The organism is Bradyrhizobium sp. 137 (assembly GCF_023074095.1).
Lineage (GTDB): Bacteria > Pseudomonadota > Alphaproteobacteria > Rhizobiales > Xanthobacteraceae > Bradyrhizobium.
On record NZ_JADPKU010000082.1, the window covers coordinates 68,120 to 83,971 of the forward strand.

Below are 15,852 nucleotides of genomic sequence, written 5' to 3' on the forward strand. Positions count from 1 at the left end.
GACAGATGATCCAGAAGGGAACGACATGAACAGGGTGCCAAATTCAACCTCGTTGCTTCTGCTCGCCGCGCTGACGACATTCGCCTCGATGCTTCAGCCGGCTCGCCTGGAAGCGCAAACCGGAAAAAGCGCCAGGGCCGAGGCACAAATGGTCCGACGGCCGCTCCCGCTAGAGAACGAAAAAGACCGGATGAACGCCTGGACGGTCGGGCTCGCCAGCGGCCTGCTCGAGGGCGCGCCGATCCGCCTCGCCGCAGAAATGGCTCGCGTCGTCGATGACGGAGCAGACCTGCATCTCCTGCCGATCGTCACCCGGGGCGCCACCGACAATCTGAATGCGCTGCTCTATTTGCGTGGCGTGGATACCGCCATCATCAATTCCGACGCACTCGAAGAGTACAAGGTTCAGGCACCGCAGATCCGAAGCCGCATCACGTATCTGCTCAATCTCTTCCCATCCGAGCTGCACATTTTCGTGCGACCGGAAATCGCGAGTCTGCAGGATCTTGCCGGCAAGAAAGTGAACTTCAACACTCTGGGCACCGCAGCCGCCTATTCAGGACCACTGATCTTCAGCCGCCTCGGCATCGATGTCGACAAGACATTCATTCCGCATCAGGTTGCCTTGGAACAGATGCGCAAGGGCGAGATGTCGGCCGTCGTGTTCATCACATCGAAACCGGTCGACGCCTTCGTAAAGGGCCGCTGGGAGGCTGGATTCAAGTTCCTCCCGGTCCCTTACGACAGCAAGTTCGAGGACTATTATCTGCCCGCGAGCCTTGACGCCAATGAGTATCCCAATCTGATCAGGCAAGGCGAGCGGGTCTCGACCATCGCGGTGCCAACAGCGCTCGTTGCCTTCAACTGGCCGCAACGTTCGAATCGCTACCAACGCGTGGCGCGCCTTGTCGAGTACCTGTTCTCGCGAATCGACCGCCTGCAGGCTCCAGGCTTCGATCCGAAATGGCAGTCGATCAATCTCGCGGCAGAGGTTCCAGGGCTCACCCGATTCCAAGCTGCGCAGGTATGGCTGGATCGCAAGGCTCGCAGCGTACAGGCGAGGCCATGAAGACTGCCGCTCCTCCGATTGCCCTCGCCCTGAACGTCGCCTGTGGAATCGCTTACGCGCAAAACACGAGCGATCCCATGGAAACACTTCGGGCTTGTTCGGCGATGGAGGGGGCAGCCCGGCTGGAATGTCTACAAGATCTGTCCCGCAAGATTCCGCCGCCCGGCCGGCGGGCGTCGGACGATAGCTGGCTGGTCAGCGAGACCACTTCGCCGGTCGACTATTCACCGATCGTCACCGCCACCACCTCTTCCATTGGCGGCTCGGATGGCGCGGCGATGCAACTCGCAATCCACTGCCGCAAAGGCCGGACGGAAGTCATGGTCGCAGGACCGACGGTGTCGCGCAATGCAAACGAATACGTCGTCTCCTTTCAGCTCAATGCGGAGCCGCCAATGCAACTCACGGCAGCCTCGCCGTCATTCGGCTCTGGCGTTGCTTTCGGCGGCGACGTCGTGCAGTTGCTGAGGTCGCTACCCGATGACGGTTACATCGATGTGCGTCTTTCCACCCGTACTGGCGCGGTGCAAGAGGGACACTTCCTGCTCAGCGGATTCAAGAATGTGCGCAAAAAAATGGGGGCTGCATGCAAATGGCCACATGCCGTCGCCAGACCAGGAAGGTGATGGTCAGGGAACGGGAGACACGAGATGATTAATCCAAAGTTGACGATGGCAGTCATCAGCGGCCTGGCGATGCTGCTTCTGATCGGACCAAGCGCGCAGGCGCAGCAGGACAACCAGTGGCTCCCGCAGGCGAGTGCGAACAGTCACGCGAGCTACCCGAAGCATCCGGCTCGACAGAAGCCGGCGAGAAAGCCGGAGCATAACCACACAAGCAAGCAGGCCGCTGCGAACAACACGATGATGACGCAGGCAACAAAAACCGAGAGCGCCAGCAAGCCGCACCGGCTGATCCTGCAGGTCAATTCCAACGAACCTGCGATGATGAACCTCACACTCAACAATGCGACCAACGTCGCGCAATACTACCGCGATCGCGGTGAACCAGTATCGATCGAGGTTGTCACCTTTGGTCCAGGTCTTCACATGCTGCGTGACGACACCTCGCCGGTGAAGCCTCGGATCGAGGTGCTAGCGATGAGCAATCCCGAAATCGCCTTCAAGGCTTGCGGCAACACGCAGGAAAACATGCGTAAGGCGGAGAACAAGGACATAAGCCTGATTCCACAGGCCACGCTTGTCAAATCCGGTGTCGTCCGCGTCATGGAGCTGCAGGAACAGGGCTGGAGCTACGTCAAACCGTGAGGTCCGCCCGCAACCCAGGGCAATCCCATATGGCAAGCAGCATTCTTTGCGGCCCTTCCTTCGAGACCCCCCGCTTTGGCGGGCTCCTCAGGATGAGGCGGAGTGTGCGGCAGCAGTTTCAACGGGCCCGATGCCAATTAGCCTCATCCTGAGGAGACCGCTGGAAGCGGTCGTCTCGAACGACGAGGCGCTTGCTCAAGCCGCTCCAAGAGATCATATGCGACAGCCCTGCCAGCAAACCGGACCCCGCATGCATTCGCGGGCCGAGCGGATTCAGCAGCCCGCCCTTAAAACTGATATCTCCGCAAGCCCCCGTCCACCGGGATCACCGTGCCCGTGATGTAGCGCGCCACCGGTGATGCCAGGAACACCGCGAGCGCAGCGAGATCTTCCGGCTCGCCCCAATAGCCGACCGGGATCTCTTCCTCGGCAAAGCGCTCGCGATAGTCCGGCGGGTAGTTGCGGCGGATCTGCTCGCTCATGATGCGGCCGGGCGGGATGCAGTTGATGGTGATGCCGTGCGCGCCGATCTCGCGTGACAGGCCCTTGGCCCAGGCATGCACGGCGGCCTTGGCGGCGAAGGCGGCGTTCAGGCCCTCCGGCTCGGACTTGCCGGTGATATTGACGATGCGGCCCCATTTGCGTTCGATCATCTGCGGCAGCAGCGCGTGCGCGATGCGGCGGTAGCTGGTGAAATTCAGCGCGATCGCCTCGTCCCATTTGCTGTCGGGCGCATCAACGGGCAGCGGACGGCTGCCACCGGCATTGTTGACGAGGATGTCGACATGGCCGAGCTCGCTCACGGCGAAGGCCGCGATGTTCTCGGCGGCGTCCTTCGCCATCACGTCCTGCTCGAACGGAGCAATCAACCCGCCGCCGACTTCTTTCACCAGTTCGGCGAGAAGGTCGTTCCGCCGCGCCACGCCCACGACGCGCACGCCTTCGGCAGCAAGGCCCTTGGCGATGGCGCGGCCGATGCCGATGCTCGCGCCCGTGACGACAGCGGTTTTCGATTTGAGCCCGAGGTCCATGGTCACACGCTTTCTTAATTGCTTCTGGCTGTTGCTTTCGTTTCCTGCCCGGTCCTGCGGGCTTTGCGAATTGCCCGACCGGGACGAGCAGTGGTAACCAGAAGCTTCGGCGAAGGAAATACGAAAAAGAAAAGGCGCGAGCGATGGTTTGGGACCCGCAGCAATATCTGAAGTTCTCCGGCCACCGGCTCCGGCCCGCCCTAGACCTGTTGATGCGGATTCCGGATTTCGCTCCGCGCGCGATCGCCGATCTCGGCGCCGGCGCCGGCAACGTGACCAAACTGATTAGGGAGCGTTGGCCTGAGGCCACCGTGACGGGAGTCGAGGGCTCGGCCGAGATGGTCGCGGCCGGCCGCAAGACCGCGCCCGAGGTGGAATGGTCGCATGAGGATCTCGGCCATTGGCGCCCTGCCCAACAATACGACTTGATCTATTCCAATGCCGCACTGCACTGGCTGCCCAATCACGCGGCGCTGTTTCCGTCGGTGATGGAGAAGGTGACCCCCGGCGGCATGCTCGCGGTGCAGATGCCGCGCAACTTCACCGCACCGTCGCACGTGCTGATCGGCGAGACCGCGCTGAATGGTCCCTGGCGGTCCAAGGTCGCGCATCTCGTTACGCCACCGCCGGTCGAAGCGCCGGCCTTCTATCATGATCTGCTTGCACCGATGTCGGCCTATATCGACATCTGGGAGACGGAATATCTGCAGGTGCTCGAAGGCGAGAACCCCGTGAAGGAATGGACCAAGGGGACCTGGCTGACGCGCTATCTCGATGTGTTGCAGGGCGATGAGAAGGCCGCGTTCGAAGCGGCCTATGGGATGCGCGTTGCCAAGGCCTATCCGAAGAATGCGGCGGGGCAGACGCTGTTCCCGTTCCGGCGTCTCTTCATGGTCGCCCAGCGCAAAAGCTGATGGCGCTGCCGCAATGCGGCATAAGCGCTCGTTTCCTTGCACTGTAGCGGCTCCGGGTTGCGCACCCGGCTGCCGTCAAGTTAGCTTGGCTGCGGCAAATTGGGCTTAGGTCTAGTTGTTCGGGTGGCAGATTGCTGCCACTACTGACCTGAAAAACAAAAAGAACCCGGCTTTCGAGGTTGTTGGGAGGTTACTTCATGCGCAAGCTGCTTCTTGCGGTCGCCGCCACGGCCATTCTCGTGGCCTCCGCCGCTGCCCAGGCCCAGAACCCCGTCGTCATCAAGTTCAGCCACGTCGTTGCCAACGATACTCCGAAGGGCAAGGGCGCGCTGAAATTCAAGGAGCTCGCCGAGAAGTACACCAACGGCAAGGTCAAGGTCGAAGTCTATCCGAACTCCACGCTATACAAGGACAAGGAAGAGATCGAGGCGCTCCAGCTCGGCTCGGTGCAGATGCTCGCGCCGTCGACCGCGAAATTCGCGCCGCTCGGCATCAAGGAGTTCGAGGCGCTCGACTTGCCGTGGCTGTTCAAGGACGACCAGACCTATGCCAACGCGATGAAGGGTACGGTCGGCAAGTGGCTGTTCCAGAAGCTCGAGGCCAAGGGCATCACCGGGCTCGCTTATTGGGACAACGGCTTCCACATGGTCTCCGCCAACCGGCCCCTGATGAAGCCGACCGATTTCCAGGGCCTCAAGTTCCGCATCTCGGGATCGAAGATTGCCGACCAGTATTTCCGCCTGGTCGGCTCGATCCCGCAGATCATGGCGTTCTCCGAAGTCTACCAGGCGCTCCAGACCGGCGTGGTCGACGGCTGCGAGAACACGGCGTCCAACTATCTGACGCAAAAGTTTTACGAGGTGCAGAAGGACATCACCGTGTCTTATCACGCGCATCTGCAATATGCCGTCATCGTCAACTCGAAATTCTGGTCGGGCTTGCCGCCCGACATCCGCACCCAGCTCGACAAGGCGATGGCGGAGGCGACCGATTACACCAACTCGATCGCGCGCCAGGAGAACGAGGACGCGCTGGCCGAGATCAAGAAGACGGGCAAGACGACGCTGCATTACCTCAGTGACGCCGATCGCAAGGCGTGGCAGGAGGCGATGCAGCCGACCTACAAATGGGCGAAGGGCCGGGTCGGGCAGGAGGTGCTCGATCTCCTCGCCAAGGAACTCGACGTCAAGATGAACTGACGGCCGCGGCCTAATAAGGACAATAACAACGGTCGGGGGTGATCGCACTCCCGGCCGTTTCGCTCTTGAATGGACGAGCCAATGCTGGGGGGACCAAGTTGCTGCGGGTGCTGAATCGTTTTCTCAACCATCTCGAGGAATGGCTGATCGCGACGATGATCGCGGCTGCGACGTCGCTGATCTTCGTCGCCGTGCTGCACCGCTACGGGGCAGGGCTGTCGATCGATATCGCCAAATGGGCCGAAGCCCGCAACCTGGCTTTCCTCGCCGTACCCGCGCGCGCTGCGTTCGTGTGGCTTGCCTCGCTCGACCTGTCCTGGGCGCAAGAGCTCTGCATCTACATGTTCATCTGGATGGCGAAGTTCGGCGCGGCCTACGGCGTGCGCACCGGCATCCATGTCGGCGTCGACGTGCTCGTCAACATCCTTCCGGGCGGATCGCGCCGTCGCGTTATCACCTTCGGTCTGTTGTGCGGCGCGCTCTTCACCGCCATCGTGGGCTATTTCGGGGCCGCGTTCGTCGGCCAGATGTGGCAGACGGGCCAGCAGTCCAACGATCTCGAAGCGCCGATGTGGATGGTCTATCTCACCATTCCGCTCGGCTCCGGCCTGATGTGCTTCCGCTTCCTGCAAGTGGCGTGGTCGTTCTACCGCACCGGCGAGCTGCCGCATCACGACATGGCGGGCGTCGAGGGCGTCGAAGCGGATCCGGTGCATCCGGCCCCGGTCACCCCCAGCCAGGTCGCCCGGGACGAGCGCAGCCCGCTCGGCTGGATCCTGATGCTGCTGCCGATTCTGATCGTCGCCCTGTGCTTTGCGCATGCCGGCCACATCATCACGCTGCCGCAAGGCCTGCGCGTCGCCATCGTGTTCGCGCTGCTGCTGTCATTGATGCTGACGGGCATGCCGATCTCGATCGCGCTTGGTCTGACCGTGCTCAGCTTCATGTTCACGCTGACCGACGTGCGCACGGAATCGGTGGCGCTGAAGCTGTTCACCGGCATCGAGAATTTCGAGATCATGGCGATCCCGTTCTTCATTCTCGCCGGCAACTTCCTGACCCATGGCGGCGTGGCACGCCGGATGATCACGTTCGCGACCGCGCTGGTCGGCCATTGGTACGGCGGCCTCGCACTCTCCGGCGTGGTCGCCTGCGCGCTGTTCGCGGCGATTTCCGGCTCCTCGCCGGCGACCGTGGTGGCGATCGGCTCGGTGATCCTGCCTGCGATGGTCGCGCAAGGATTTCCCAAGCGGTTCGGGGCGGGGGTGATCACGACCTCCGGCTCGCTCGGCATTCTCATTCCGCCGTCGATCCCGATGGTTCTCTACGCCGTCTCCACCAACAGCTCGGTGGGCAAGCTGTTCATCGCCGGCATCGTGCCGGGGTTGGTGCTGGCCTCGCTGCTTGGGGCGACGACATTCTATCGGGCCTGGCGCAACGACTATCCGCGGATGCCGAAGGCTACGTTCCTTCAGCGTCTCGACGCATTTCGCAAATCGATCTGGGGCATTTTGCTGATCGTCATCGTGATCGGCGGCATCTATAGCGGCCTGTTCACGCCGACGGAAGCTGCCGCCGTCAGCGCGGTCTACGCCTTCATCGTCGCAGTGTTCATCTACAAGGATCTGAAGCTGCGCGATGTGCCGCGGGTGCTGCTGTCGTCGGCGAACCTATCGGCGATGCTGCTCTATATCATCACCAACGCGGTGCTGTTCTCGTTCCTGATGACCTACGAGAACGTGCCGCAGGCGCTGGCACAATGGATGATCGACCAGGGCTTGGGCTGGATCGGCTTCCTGCTGCTCGTCAACCTCCTGCTGCTGCTGGCGGGCAACGTGATGGAGCCGTCCTCGATCATCCTAATCATGGCGCCGATCCTGTTTCCGGTCGCGGTCAAGCTCGGCATCGATCCGATCCATTTCGGCATCCTGATGACGGTCAATATGGAGGTCGGGCTGTGCCATCCGCCCGTCGGCCTCAATCTCTACGTCGCATCAGGTATCGCCAAGATGGGCATCACCGAGCTCACCGTCGCGGTGTGGCCCTGGCTCCTGACCATGTTGGGATTCCTCGTGGTGGTGACGTATTGGCCAGGTCTGTCGTTGTGGCTGCCAAGGCTGCTGGGGATGTAGCTGATAGCCCTCTCCTTGCGGGAGAGGGTGGCTCGCCGCGCAGCGGCGAGACGGGTGAGGGGTCTCTCTGCGCGTGAGGCTCGCGCAATCGAGTTCGCGGAGAGAGACCCCTCATCCGGCGCTTCGCGCCGCGGTCTTTCACACAAGGGACGAAGGGAATGAGGCACCGTCCGGGAGGAGAGCAACATGGCTGAAGCCAACAACGAGTCGAAACACGCTTCTCCCTCTGTCATCGCGCAGCATGACGCCATGCTGAACGCGCTGCCGTTTTCAGACACGCGCGATTTCGACGATGCCGCGCGCGGCTTTCTCGGCACGATCGAGAACGCGACAATCACAAATCCGCAAGGGCGGACGGTCTGGAGCCTGGAGCCTTACGGCTTTCTCTCTGCTGAACGGGCGCCGCCCACCGTCAATCCGAGCCTGTGGCGGCAGTCGCGGCTCAACATGCATCACGGCCTGTTCGAGGTCGTGCCCGGCGTGTATCAGGTGCGCGGGCTCGACATCGCCAACATGACGCTGATCGAGGGCGACAGCGGCGTCATCGTCGTGGATACCCTGACCTCGATCGAGGGCGCGCGCGCCGCGCTCGATCTCTACTTCAGCCATCGTGGCAAGCGCCCGGTCGCGGCCGTCATCTTCACGCACACCCACACCGATCATTGGGGCGGCGCGCGCGGCGTGCTGGAGGAGGAGGCGCTGGCGACTAGCCGCGTGCCGATCATCGCGCCGAACCTGTTCATGGAGCACGCCGTCTCCGAGAACATCATCGCCGGACCGGCGATGCTGCGCCGGGCGCAGTACCAGTTCGGTCCCTTTCTCGCGAAGGGCGTGCGCGGGCAGGTGGATTGCGGGCTCGGCAAGTCGATGGCGGCGGGATCGGTCGCACTGCTGCGCCCGACCGATTTGATCATGGCGACCGGCGAGACGCGTGTCATCGACGGCCTCGAGTTCGAATTCCAGATGGCGCCGAACAGCGAAGCGCCGGCGGAGATGCATTTCTTCGTCCCGCGCTACAAGCTGCTGAACCTTGCCGAGAACTGCACCCACAATTTCCACAATCTGCTGCCGTTCCGTGGCGCCGACGTGCGCGATGCGCTGGCCTGGTCGAAATATCTGGGCGAGGCCCTGCTGCTTTGGGATGACAAGGCGGAGGCGATGTGCGGCCAGCATCACTGGCCGGTGTGGGGGCGGGAGCGCATCGGCACCATGATCCGGCAGCAGCGCGATCTCTACAAATTCGCGCACGACCAGACCATCCGCCTGATGAACCACGGCCTCACCGCCGCCGAGATCGCCGAGACCATCCAGCTGCCGAAGAGCCTTGAGTCCGCCTGGCACGGCCGCGGCTATTACGGCCACATCCGGCACAACGTGAAGGCGATCTACCAGAAATATCTCGGCTGGTACGACGCCAATCCGGTCAATCTCGATCCGCTGCCTCCGGTAGAATCAGGCAAGAAGTATGTCGAATACATGGGTGGCGCGGATGCCATCCTGGCGCGGGCACGGACGTATTTCGACAAGGGCGAGTTTCGTTTCATCGCGCAAGCGCTCGGCCATCTCGTCTTCGCCGAGCCGGACAATCAGCCGGCGCGCGCGTTGCTGGCGGATACGCTCGAGCAGCTCGGCTATGCCGCCGAAAGCGCGACCTGGCGCAACGCCTATCTGTTCGGCGCGCAGGAGCTGCGAAACGGCATGCCGAAGGCGCCCCAGCGCCCGCCAATGCCGCGCGAAACGCTGGCCGCATTGCGCACCTCGCAGCTCTGGGACCTGCTCGGCATCCGCCTCAACGGCCCGAAAGCGGAAGGCAAGCACATCGTGCTGAACTGGAGTGTTTCCGACACCGGCGAGACCTTCGTGCTCAATCTGGAGAACTCTGCGTTGACCTATGCCGAGGGCGTGCAGGCGGAGCGCGCGGATGCCAGCTTCACGCTGGCACGCGCGACGCTCGACGAAGTCATTGCAAAACAGACGAGCTTTCCGGAGGCGGTCGCCGCCGGCAAGATCAAGCTATCAGGCAATCCGATGCGGCTCGCCGAGCTGATGGGCCTGATGGATGAATTCCCGCGCATGTTCGAGATCGTCGAGCCGAAGCGGGCGTTGGTGAGCTAGGCGCGCGGTCTGTTGGCTCTGACCTCTTTCCTTCTCCCCTTGTGGGAGAAGGTGGCGCGAAGCGCCGGATGAGGGGTCCGTTTCCGCGGAGAGATTTTTCCTTGGCGAGGCCAACCCCTCACCCAAGCGAGTGTGCCGCGTGGGTCTTGAGCCCTCTCCCACAAGGGGAGAGGGCACTTCGACCAGCAGCGTTGCTTGAGGCGCTACTCCGCGCTGCTCACCAGCTTGATTCGCGGCGCCTGTGCCTCGGTCAGGCTGCGATACGCCGCGAGATAGTCCAGTGCCATGCGCCGCGCCGTGAAGCGGGTCTCGAACTGCTTGCGGATTGCAGTGCGGTCCAGTTGCGCGAGGCGTTTGACCACTCCCGCTGCGCTGATGACGTCCTCGACGATGAAGCCGGTGAGGCCCTCGTCGATGATCTCCGGCACCGAGCCGCGGTTGAAGGCGACCACCGGCGTTCCGCACGCCATGGCTTCGATCATCACCAGACCGAACGGCTCCGGCCAGTCGATTGGCAGCAAGAGACCGAGCGCGCCGCTCAAAAAGTCCGATTTCTCGTGATCGCTGATCTCGCCGATGAACTCGACCAGCGGATTGTTCTCGATCATCGGCCGGATCAGTTCGTCATAATAATCCTGGTCGGCGCGATCGACCTTGGCGGCGATCTTCAGCGGGATGCCGCAATGCGTCGCGATCTTGATGGCGCGGTCGACGCCCTTCTCGGGCGCGATGCGGCCGAGCACGGCGAGATATTCCTGCTTGACGGGTTTCGGCGTCAGCAGATTCTCTGGCAGGCCGTGATGAATGGTGGTGACCCAGTTCGCCTGCGGCACGGGCCGCCGCTGCGCATTGGAGATCGAAATAACCGGCATTTTCGAGAAAGTGTTGAAGACCGGCTGGTGCTCCGGCAGGTCGAGACGGCCGTGCAGCGTGGTCACGAACGGCGTTGGCTGCCGGTAGAACAGCGACCAAGGATAGTAGTCGAGGTGGAAGTGGAGGAAGTCGAACTCCTCGTCGTCACATTTCTGCCGCACGCGCTCCAGCAACACCATGTGCAGCGCATTGGGATCACGCACGGAACCATCCAGGCGGAGCGCCCGCGGCCATAATGCATCCAGCTTTGCCGAGGTTTGCGAGTCGCCGCTGGCGAACAGCGTCACATCGTGTCCAAGGGCCACCAGCTCTTCCGTCAACCAATGCACCACCCGCTCGGTGCCGCCATACAGTTTGGGTGGAACAGCCTCCGTCAACGGAGCAACCTGCGCGATGCGCATCTCACCATCTCCTCTGTGCGATCATGTATTGAAACCCCCCGCCTGTACGGCACCGGCAATGCCAGACAAAGGAACGTTCCCGCACCTGCGAAGTTCCTCCCTCCGAACGTTACATATTCGACACGTCAGGGGGACGTCTCGATGCTGCCACTACATCTTCTCAGATCGTCCGCATCCGCATGTCGTGATCGCCGGGCCCGGGAACCGAGGCGAAGTGGTCGCTGTTCACTCGACCAGTAACGAATTGAAAATCAGCATAACGGGGCGATAGCCATATGGATCAGCTTTCTGGATACGCGCGCAGGCCATTTGCCTTTGTCTTGCGCTATCTCCGGCGTCGTCTCGCGTCACACCTGGTGATTCTGACCGCTGTCGTGGCAGCGGTTGCCTGCTCCGTGGGCACCCAGTACGGCGTCAAATCCCTGGTCGACAGCCTGTCCGCCGGACCATCTCATGGCGGGAGCGTATGGCTGGCATTCATTCTGCTCATGTCACTGATCGCCGCCGACAACTTTCTGTGGCGGATCGCGAGCTGGACGGCGAGCTTCACCTTCGTCCGGGTCACCGGTGATTTACGCCGCGACATATTTCGTCATCTGACCGGCCACGCGCCGAGCTATTTCTCCGATCGCATGCCGGGCATGCTGACGAGCCGCATCACGGCGACTTCCAACGCGGTGTTCACGGTCGAGAACATGTTCGTCTGGAACGTGCTGCCGCCCTGCATCGCCACAATTGCGGCAATCACCCTGATCGGAACCGTGAGTCCGTATATGGCGCTGGGCCTGATCGTGATCGCCGGCGGCATGGTGGTCGCGATGTTCCACTTGGCCGCCGCCGGCAAGCCGCTGCATGATGATTTCGCCGACAAAGCCGCGGTGGTCGACGGCGAGATGATCGACGTGATCAGCAACATGCCGCTGGTGCGCGCCTTCTGTGGCATCAGCCACGAGCATGAGCGGTTCGATGCGACGGTGAACCGGGAGCTCACCGCGCGGGGCCGCAGCCTGCGGTACCTGGAGAAGCTGCGGATCACACATGCCGGCGTAACCGTCGTGCTGACCGTGGCGCTGATGGCCTGGGCGATCACGCTGTGGCAGAAGGGCGAGGCGACCACCGGCGACGTCGTGCTGGTCTGCACCCTCGGCCTGTCCATTCTCAATGCGACGCGCGATCTCGCGGTGGCGTTGGTCGACGTCACCCAGCACGTCGCGCGGCTGACCGAGGCGATCGCCACCCTGCTGGTGCCGCACGAGCTGCGCGATCACCCCGAGGCCGAGCCTCTGGTCAAGAGCGGCGCCGCGATCGCGTTCAATAACGTCACCTTCGGCTATCCCGGCGGCGAGAAGATTTTCGAGCGGTTCAGTCTACGCTTGCAACCCGGCCAGCGCGTCGGCCTGGTCGGTCAGTCCGGCGGCGGCAAATCGACCCTGTTCACGCTGCTGCAGCGCTTCTACGACGTCGATGAGGGTAACATCACCATCGATGGCCAGGACATTTCCAAGGTGACGCAGCTGAGCCTGCGCGAGGCGATCTCAGTCGTGCCGCAGGACATCTCCCTGTTCCACCGCTCCATCCGCGAGAACATCCGTTATGGCCGGCCGAACGCCACTGACGACGAGGTGCTGCGCGCGGCGATCGCGGCGCGCTGCGATTTCGTCGAGAGCTTGCCGGAAGGTCTCGATACCATGGTCGGCGACCGCGGTGTGAAGATGTCGGGCGGCCAGCGCCAGCGCATCGCGATCGCGCGCGCTTTCCTCAAGGACGCGCCGATCCTGCTGCTCGACGAGGCGACCGCAGCGCTCGACAGCGAGTCGGAGGAGGCTATCCGCGAGGCACTGTCGCGGCTGATGCGCGGCCGCACCGTGGTTGCGATCGCGCATCGCCTGGCGACGCTGCGCAATTTCGATCGCGTGGTCGTGCTCAAGGCCGGCAAGATCATCGAGGATGGCGCGCCCGACCGGCTGATGCAGGGTCACGGCCCCTACCGTGAGCTGGTGACGCAGGAGATGAGCCGGCTCGCGAAGGTCGCCGCGTAGATCGAGCAGTCGCGTTCGCGTTGGTTGCGTTTCGAATCAAGGCGCAGGGGAGCAGCTCATGGCAGCCGAAACCGTAACCCAGATCATTTCCGTGTCCCAGACGGTGGAGGCCGTCGCGGAGCAGACGTTCTACATTCCGATGACGGGACCCGCCGCCCGGCCGCGGCGGTCCCTCAAGCACGACGATACCTTCGTCGTGCTCGACAGCCACGGCGACATCGGCGCTTCGGCGGGCGGGCCGGACGGGCTGTTTCACTACGACACGCGCTACCTGGCGCGGCTGGAGCTCGTGCTCGACGATCTTCAGCCGCTGCTGCTCGGCTCGAACCTCCGCGACGACAATTCGGCGTTGACGGTCGATCTCACCAATCCCGACATCTACCGTCAGGGCCGCCTCGTGTTCCAAAAGGATCTGCTGCACATCGTGCGCACGATCTTCCTGTGGCGCGGTAGCGCTTATCAGCGCATCGGCGTGCAGAACCACGGCGACGCACGCGCCAGCTTCGAGCTGACGCTGCTGTTCGACAACGACTTTGCCGACCTGTTCGAGGTCCGCGGCGAGCGGCGCCCGCGCCGTGGCACCGGTACGAGCCGCTTGTTAGGTCCGACCGACGTGTTGTTCGAGTATCGCGGCCTCGACGAGGCCGAGCGCATCACTGGCCTGCATTTCGATCCGCGTCCGACGCGGCTGTCGGTCAATGCTGCGACTTGGCAGCTCGAGCTCGACCCGCACGAGGCCAGATCGCTGTTCGTTGCCGTCTCCTGCAACCGGCCCGTGACCGAAAAGCCGGCGCGATTCTTCCCCGGCCTCTTGGCGCACCGCCGCGAGATGCGGCAGTCGACCATGGGCGCCGCTAGCATCGAGACCTCCAACAACATCTTCAACGAGGTGCTGTGCCAGGCCATGGCCGACCTCAACATGCTGATGACGGAGACGCCGCAAGGGCGTTATCCCTATGCCGGCATTCCCTGGTACTCGACGACGTTCGGCCGCGACGGCCTGATCACCGCGCTCCAGATGCTCTGGGTCGATCCGCGCGTCGCCAAGGGCGTATTGCGGCGCCTTGCGCACTTCCAGGCGAAGGCGGTCGATCCGCTCGCCGACGCCGCGCCCGGAAAGATCCTGCACGAGATGCGCGGCGGCGAGATGGCAGCGTTGGGCGAGGTGCCGTTCTCCCAATATTACGGCAGCGTCGATTCGACCGCGCTATTCGTCCTGCTCGCGGGAAGCTATTTCGAACGTACCGGCGACGAGGCCACGTTGATCGAGCTGTGGCCGGCGATCGAGGCCGGGCTCGCCTGGATCGACGGCCCCGGCGATCCCGATCAGGACGGTTTCGTCGAATACCAGCGCGCGACGGAGAAAGGACTCGCCAACCAGGGCTGGAAGGATTCCTACGACGCGATCTTCCATGCTGACGGCCAGCTCGCGGAAGGCAACATCGCGCTCGCCGAAGTCCAGGGCTACGTCTACGCGGCCAAGCAGTCGGCGGCGCGCTGTGCTCTGCGGCTCGGCAAGCCGGACCGCGCGCGCCAGCTCGAGGCCGAAGCCAAGGCGCTGGCCGAGCACTTCGAGAAGGCGTTCTGGTGCGAGGAGCTCGGCACCTATGCGCTCGCCCTCGACGGCAAGAAGCGCCCCTGCAAGGTGCGGACCTCGAATGCCGGGCAGGTGTTGTTCAGCGGCATGATCCGCGAGGACCGCGCCCGTCTGGTCGCCGCCGATCTGATGCGGCCGCATTTCTACTCGGGCTGGGGCATCCGCACCGTCGCGCAAGGCGAGGTGCGCTACAACCCGATGTCCTATCATGACGGGTCGATTTGGCCGCACGACAACGCGCTGATCGCGCTCGGGCTCGCGCGCTACGGCCTCAAGCATTCGGTGGCGCATGTCTTCAAGGGGCTGTTCGACGCGGCGACCTATATGGATTTGCGTCGGCTGCCCGAATTGTTCTGTGGCTTCCGGCGTGAGAAGCGGCGCGGTCCGACGCTGTATCCGGTCGCCTGCGCGCCGCAGGCCTGGGCCAGCGCGACGCCGTTCACGTTGCTGGAGGCGGCGCTCGGCATCGAGTTCGACGTGGCGCGCGGGGAGATTCGCCTGCGCAATCCGCATCTGCCGGCGTTCCTGAACGAGGTGATCCTGCGCGATGTGCGGCTGGGCGAGTCCAGCGTGGATCTGCGCGTCAGCCGCCACGCCGATGACGTGGCGCTGGAAGTGTTGCGCACGCGCGGCCAGATCCAGGTCTCGATCGTGCTGGCGCGCTAGCGGCGTGCCGTGAGGAGGGTGTGATGCGTGCCATCGGAGCGCTGATCATGGGCGTAGCCATCGTCGCGGGCCTGGCGGCTGCGCCCTCGCACGCCGCGGAGGATCAGCCCGCGAGCCAGAGCGAAGCGAATGCGCCGCCGCCGGCACAGCCGCCGGCCTCGACCGTTCCGGTCACTCCGAAGGATGCCGCCCCGCCGCCCTCGGTAACCATCATCGGCGCGAGCGAGGCGCATGGCGTCCTCGGCCGCGACGTGCGCAGCGCCGCCGGCGAAGACATGGGCCGTATCGTCGACGTCATCGTCGATCGCACCGGCCATGTGCGCGCGGCGGCGATCGATTTCGGCGGCTTTCTCGGCGTCGGCAGCCGTAAGATCGTGGTGGACTGGAACGCGCTGCGCTTCGGCAAGATCGCCAACAAGAAGGACAGCATCACGCTGGAATTGACCAAAGCGCAGGTCGCGGCCGCGCCGGAATACAAGGAAGACACGCCGATCGTGGTGCTCGGCGCGTCCGGCAGCCTTCAACCGCTGCAAGCGATTCAGTGAGGT

Annotated in this window: 12 protein-coding genes and 1 pseudogene; 11 read left to right on the forward strand and 2 right to left on the reverse strand. The window is 63.4% G+C overall.

Annotated elements, in window-relative coordinates; all coding sequences use genetic code 11:
* The first annotated feature begins 25 nt into the window (after positions 1 to 25).
* Genes IVA78_RS24045 through IVA78_RS24055 form a run of 3 tightly spaced genes read left to right on the forward strand, consistent with a single transcriptional unit; the run spans position 26 to position 2,337 of the window.
* Positions 26 to 1,069 carry a TAXI family TRAP transporter solute-binding subunit gene (locus tag IVA78_RS24045; RefSeq protein ID WP_247279259.1) on the forward strand — a complete coding sequence of 348 codons (1,044 nt, stop codon included), beginning with the start codon at positions 26 to 28 and terminating at the stop codon, positions 1,067 to 1,069.
* Positions 1,066 to 1,695 carry a hypothetical protein gene (locus tag IVA78_RS24050; RefSeq protein WP_247279260.1) on the forward strand — a complete coding sequence of 210 codons (630 nt, stop codon included), beginning with the start codon at positions 1,066 to 1,068 and terminating at the stop codon, positions 1,693 to 1,695. The genes IVA78_RS24045 and IVA78_RS24050 overlap by 4 nt, the downstream gene beginning before the upstream one ends.
* Before the next feature lie 24 nt (positions 1,696 to 1,719).
* Positions 1,720 to 2,337, forward strand: coding sequence for a hypothetical protein (locus IVA78_RS24055; protein ID WP_247279261.1), 618 nt, complete (start codon positions 1,720 to 1,722; stop codon positions 2,335 to 2,337).
* A 287-nt stretch (positions 2,338 to 2,624) separates the two neighbouring features.
* Here the strand turns inward: IVA78_RS24055 and IVA78_RS24060 are convergent, their stop codons facing one another.
* Complete coding sequence (locus IVA78_RS24060; RefSeq protein ID WP_247279333.1) at positions 2,625 to 3,368, reverse strand: SDR family oxidoreductase; 744 nt, start codon at positions 3,366 to 3,368, stop codon at positions 2,625 to 2,627.
* A 143-nt stretch (positions 3,369 to 3,511) separates the two neighbouring features.
* Between IVA78_RS24060 and IVA78_RS24065 the strand changes: the two genes are divergently transcribed.
* The 5 genes and pseudogenes from IVA78_RS24065 (at position 3,512) to IVA78_RS24085 (ending at position 9,728) form a co-directional block, all read left to right on the forward strand.
* The gene (locus IVA78_RS24065; protein WP_247279262.1) at positions 3,512 to 4,282 is read left to right on the forward strand and encodes a methyltransferase domain-containing protein; all 771 of its coding nucleotides are present in this window, start codon (positions 3,512 to 3,514) and stop codon (positions 4,280 to 4,282) included.
* 197 nt (positions 4,283 to 4,479) lie between these two features.
* Positions 4,480 to 5,481, forward strand: a complete 1,002-nt coding sequence (locus IVA78_RS24070) for a DctP family TRAP transporter solute-binding subunit (protein WP_247279263.1) — start codon at positions 4,480 to 4,482, stop codon at positions 5,479 to 5,481.
* A 155-nt stretch (positions 5,482 to 5,636) separates the two neighbouring features.
* A pseudogene (locus tag IVA78_RS34625) lies at positions 5,637 to 6,113 on the forward strand (TRAP transporter small permease); the annotation flags it as partial.
* Positions 6,114 to 6,332: 219 nt separating this feature from the next.
* On the forward strand, positions 6,333 to 7,613 hold the full coding sequence (locus tag IVA78_RS34630; RefSeq protein ID WP_247279334.1) for a TRAP transporter large permease subunit: 1,281 nt from the start codon (positions 6,333 to 6,335) through the stop codon (positions 7,611 to 7,613).
* A gap of 186 nt (positions 7,614 to 7,799) precedes the next feature.
* Positions 7,800 to 9,728 carry an alkyl sulfatase dimerization domain-containing protein gene (locus tag IVA78_RS24085; protein ID WP_247468266.1) on the forward strand — a complete coding sequence of 643 codons (1,929 nt, stop codon included), beginning with the start codon at positions 7,800 to 7,802 and terminating at the stop codon, positions 9,726 to 9,728.
* A 203-nt stretch (positions 9,729 to 9,931) separates the two neighbouring features.
* On the opposite strand, the gene IVA78_RS24090 is transcribed toward IVA78_RS24085, so the two are convergent.
* A complete protein-coding gene (locus tag IVA78_RS24090; RefSeq protein ID WP_247279265.1) occupies positions 9,932 to 11,002 on the reverse strand; it encodes a glycosyltransferase family 4 protein in 1,071 nt (356 codons plus the stop codon).
* Positions 11,003 to 11,277: 275 nt separating this feature from the next.
* Here IVA78_RS24090 and IVA78_RS24095 point away from each other — a divergent pair, with 275 nt between their 5' ends.
* Genes IVA78_RS24095 through IVA78_RS24105 form a run of 3 tightly spaced genes read left to right on the forward strand, consistent with a single transcriptional unit; the run spans position 11,278 to position 15,849 of the window.
* On the forward strand, positions 11,278 to 13,041 hold the full coding sequence (locus tag IVA78_RS24095) for an ABC transporter ATP-binding protein (RefSeq protein ID WP_247279266.1): 1,764 nt from the start codon (positions 11,278 to 11,280) through the stop codon (positions 13,039 to 13,041).
* A 58-nt stretch (positions 13,042 to 13,099) separates the two neighbouring features.
* The gene (locus tag IVA78_RS24100) at positions 13,100 to 15,304 is read left to right on the forward strand and encodes an amylo-alpha-1,6-glucosidase (RefSeq protein WP_247279267.1); all 2,205 of its coding nucleotides are present in this window, start codon (positions 13,100 to 13,102) and stop codon (positions 15,302 to 15,304) included.
* A 23-nt stretch (positions 15,305 to 15,327) separates the two neighbouring features.
* Positions 15,328 to 15,849: a PRC-barrel domain-containing protein gene (locus IVA78_RS24105; protein ID WP_247279268.1), complete on the forward strand. Its 522-nt coding sequence runs from the start codon at positions 15,328 to 15,330 to the stop codon at positions 15,847 to 15,849.
* Positions 15,850 to 15,852 lie beyond the last annotated feature (3 nt).

Coding starts and splice junctions, on each gene's coding strand:
- IVA78_RS24050 (WP_247279260.1), top strand. CDS start 1,066: ATGAAGACTGCCGCTCCTCCGATTGCCCTCGCCCTGAACGTCGCCTGT.
- IVA78_RS24060 (WP_247279333.1), bottom strand. CDS start 3,368: ATGGACCTCGGGCTCAAATCGAAAACCGCTGTCGTCACGGGCGCGAGC.
- IVA78_RS24105 (WP_247279268.1), top strand. CDS start 15,328: ATGCGTGCCATCGGAGCGCTGATCATGGGCGTAGCCATCGTCGCGGGC.
- IVA78_RS24045 (WP_247279259.1), top strand. CDS start 26: ATGAACAGGGTGCCAAATTCAACCTCGTTGCTTCTGCTCGCCGCGCTG.
- IVA78_RS24085 (WP_247468266.1), top strand. CDS start 7,800: ATGGCTGAAGCCAACAACGAGTCGAAACACGCTTCTCCCTCTGTCATC.
- IVA78_RS24100 (WP_247279267.1), top strand. CDS start 13,100: ATGGCAGCCGAAACCGTAACCCAGATCATTTCCGTGTCCCAGACGGTG.
- IVA78_RS24055 (WP_247279261.1), top strand. CDS start 1,720: ATGATTAATCCAAAGTTGACGATGGCAGTCATCAGCGGCCTGGCGATG.
- IVA78_RS24070 (WP_247279263.1), top strand. CDS start 4,480: ATGCGCAAGCTGCTTCTTGCGGTCGCCGCCACGGCCATTCTCGTGGCC.
- IVA78_RS24065 (WP_247279262.1), top strand. CDS start 3,512: ATGGTTTGGGACCCGCAGCAATATCTGAAGTTCTCCGGCCACCGGCTC.
- IVA78_RS24090 (WP_247279265.1), bottom strand. CDS start 11,002: ATGCGCATCGCGCAGGTTGCTCCGTTGACGGAGGCTGTTCCACCCAAA.
- IVA78_RS24095 (WP_247279266.1), top strand. CDS start 11,278: ATGGATCAGCTTTCTGGATACGCGCGCAGGCCATTTGCCTTTGTCTTG.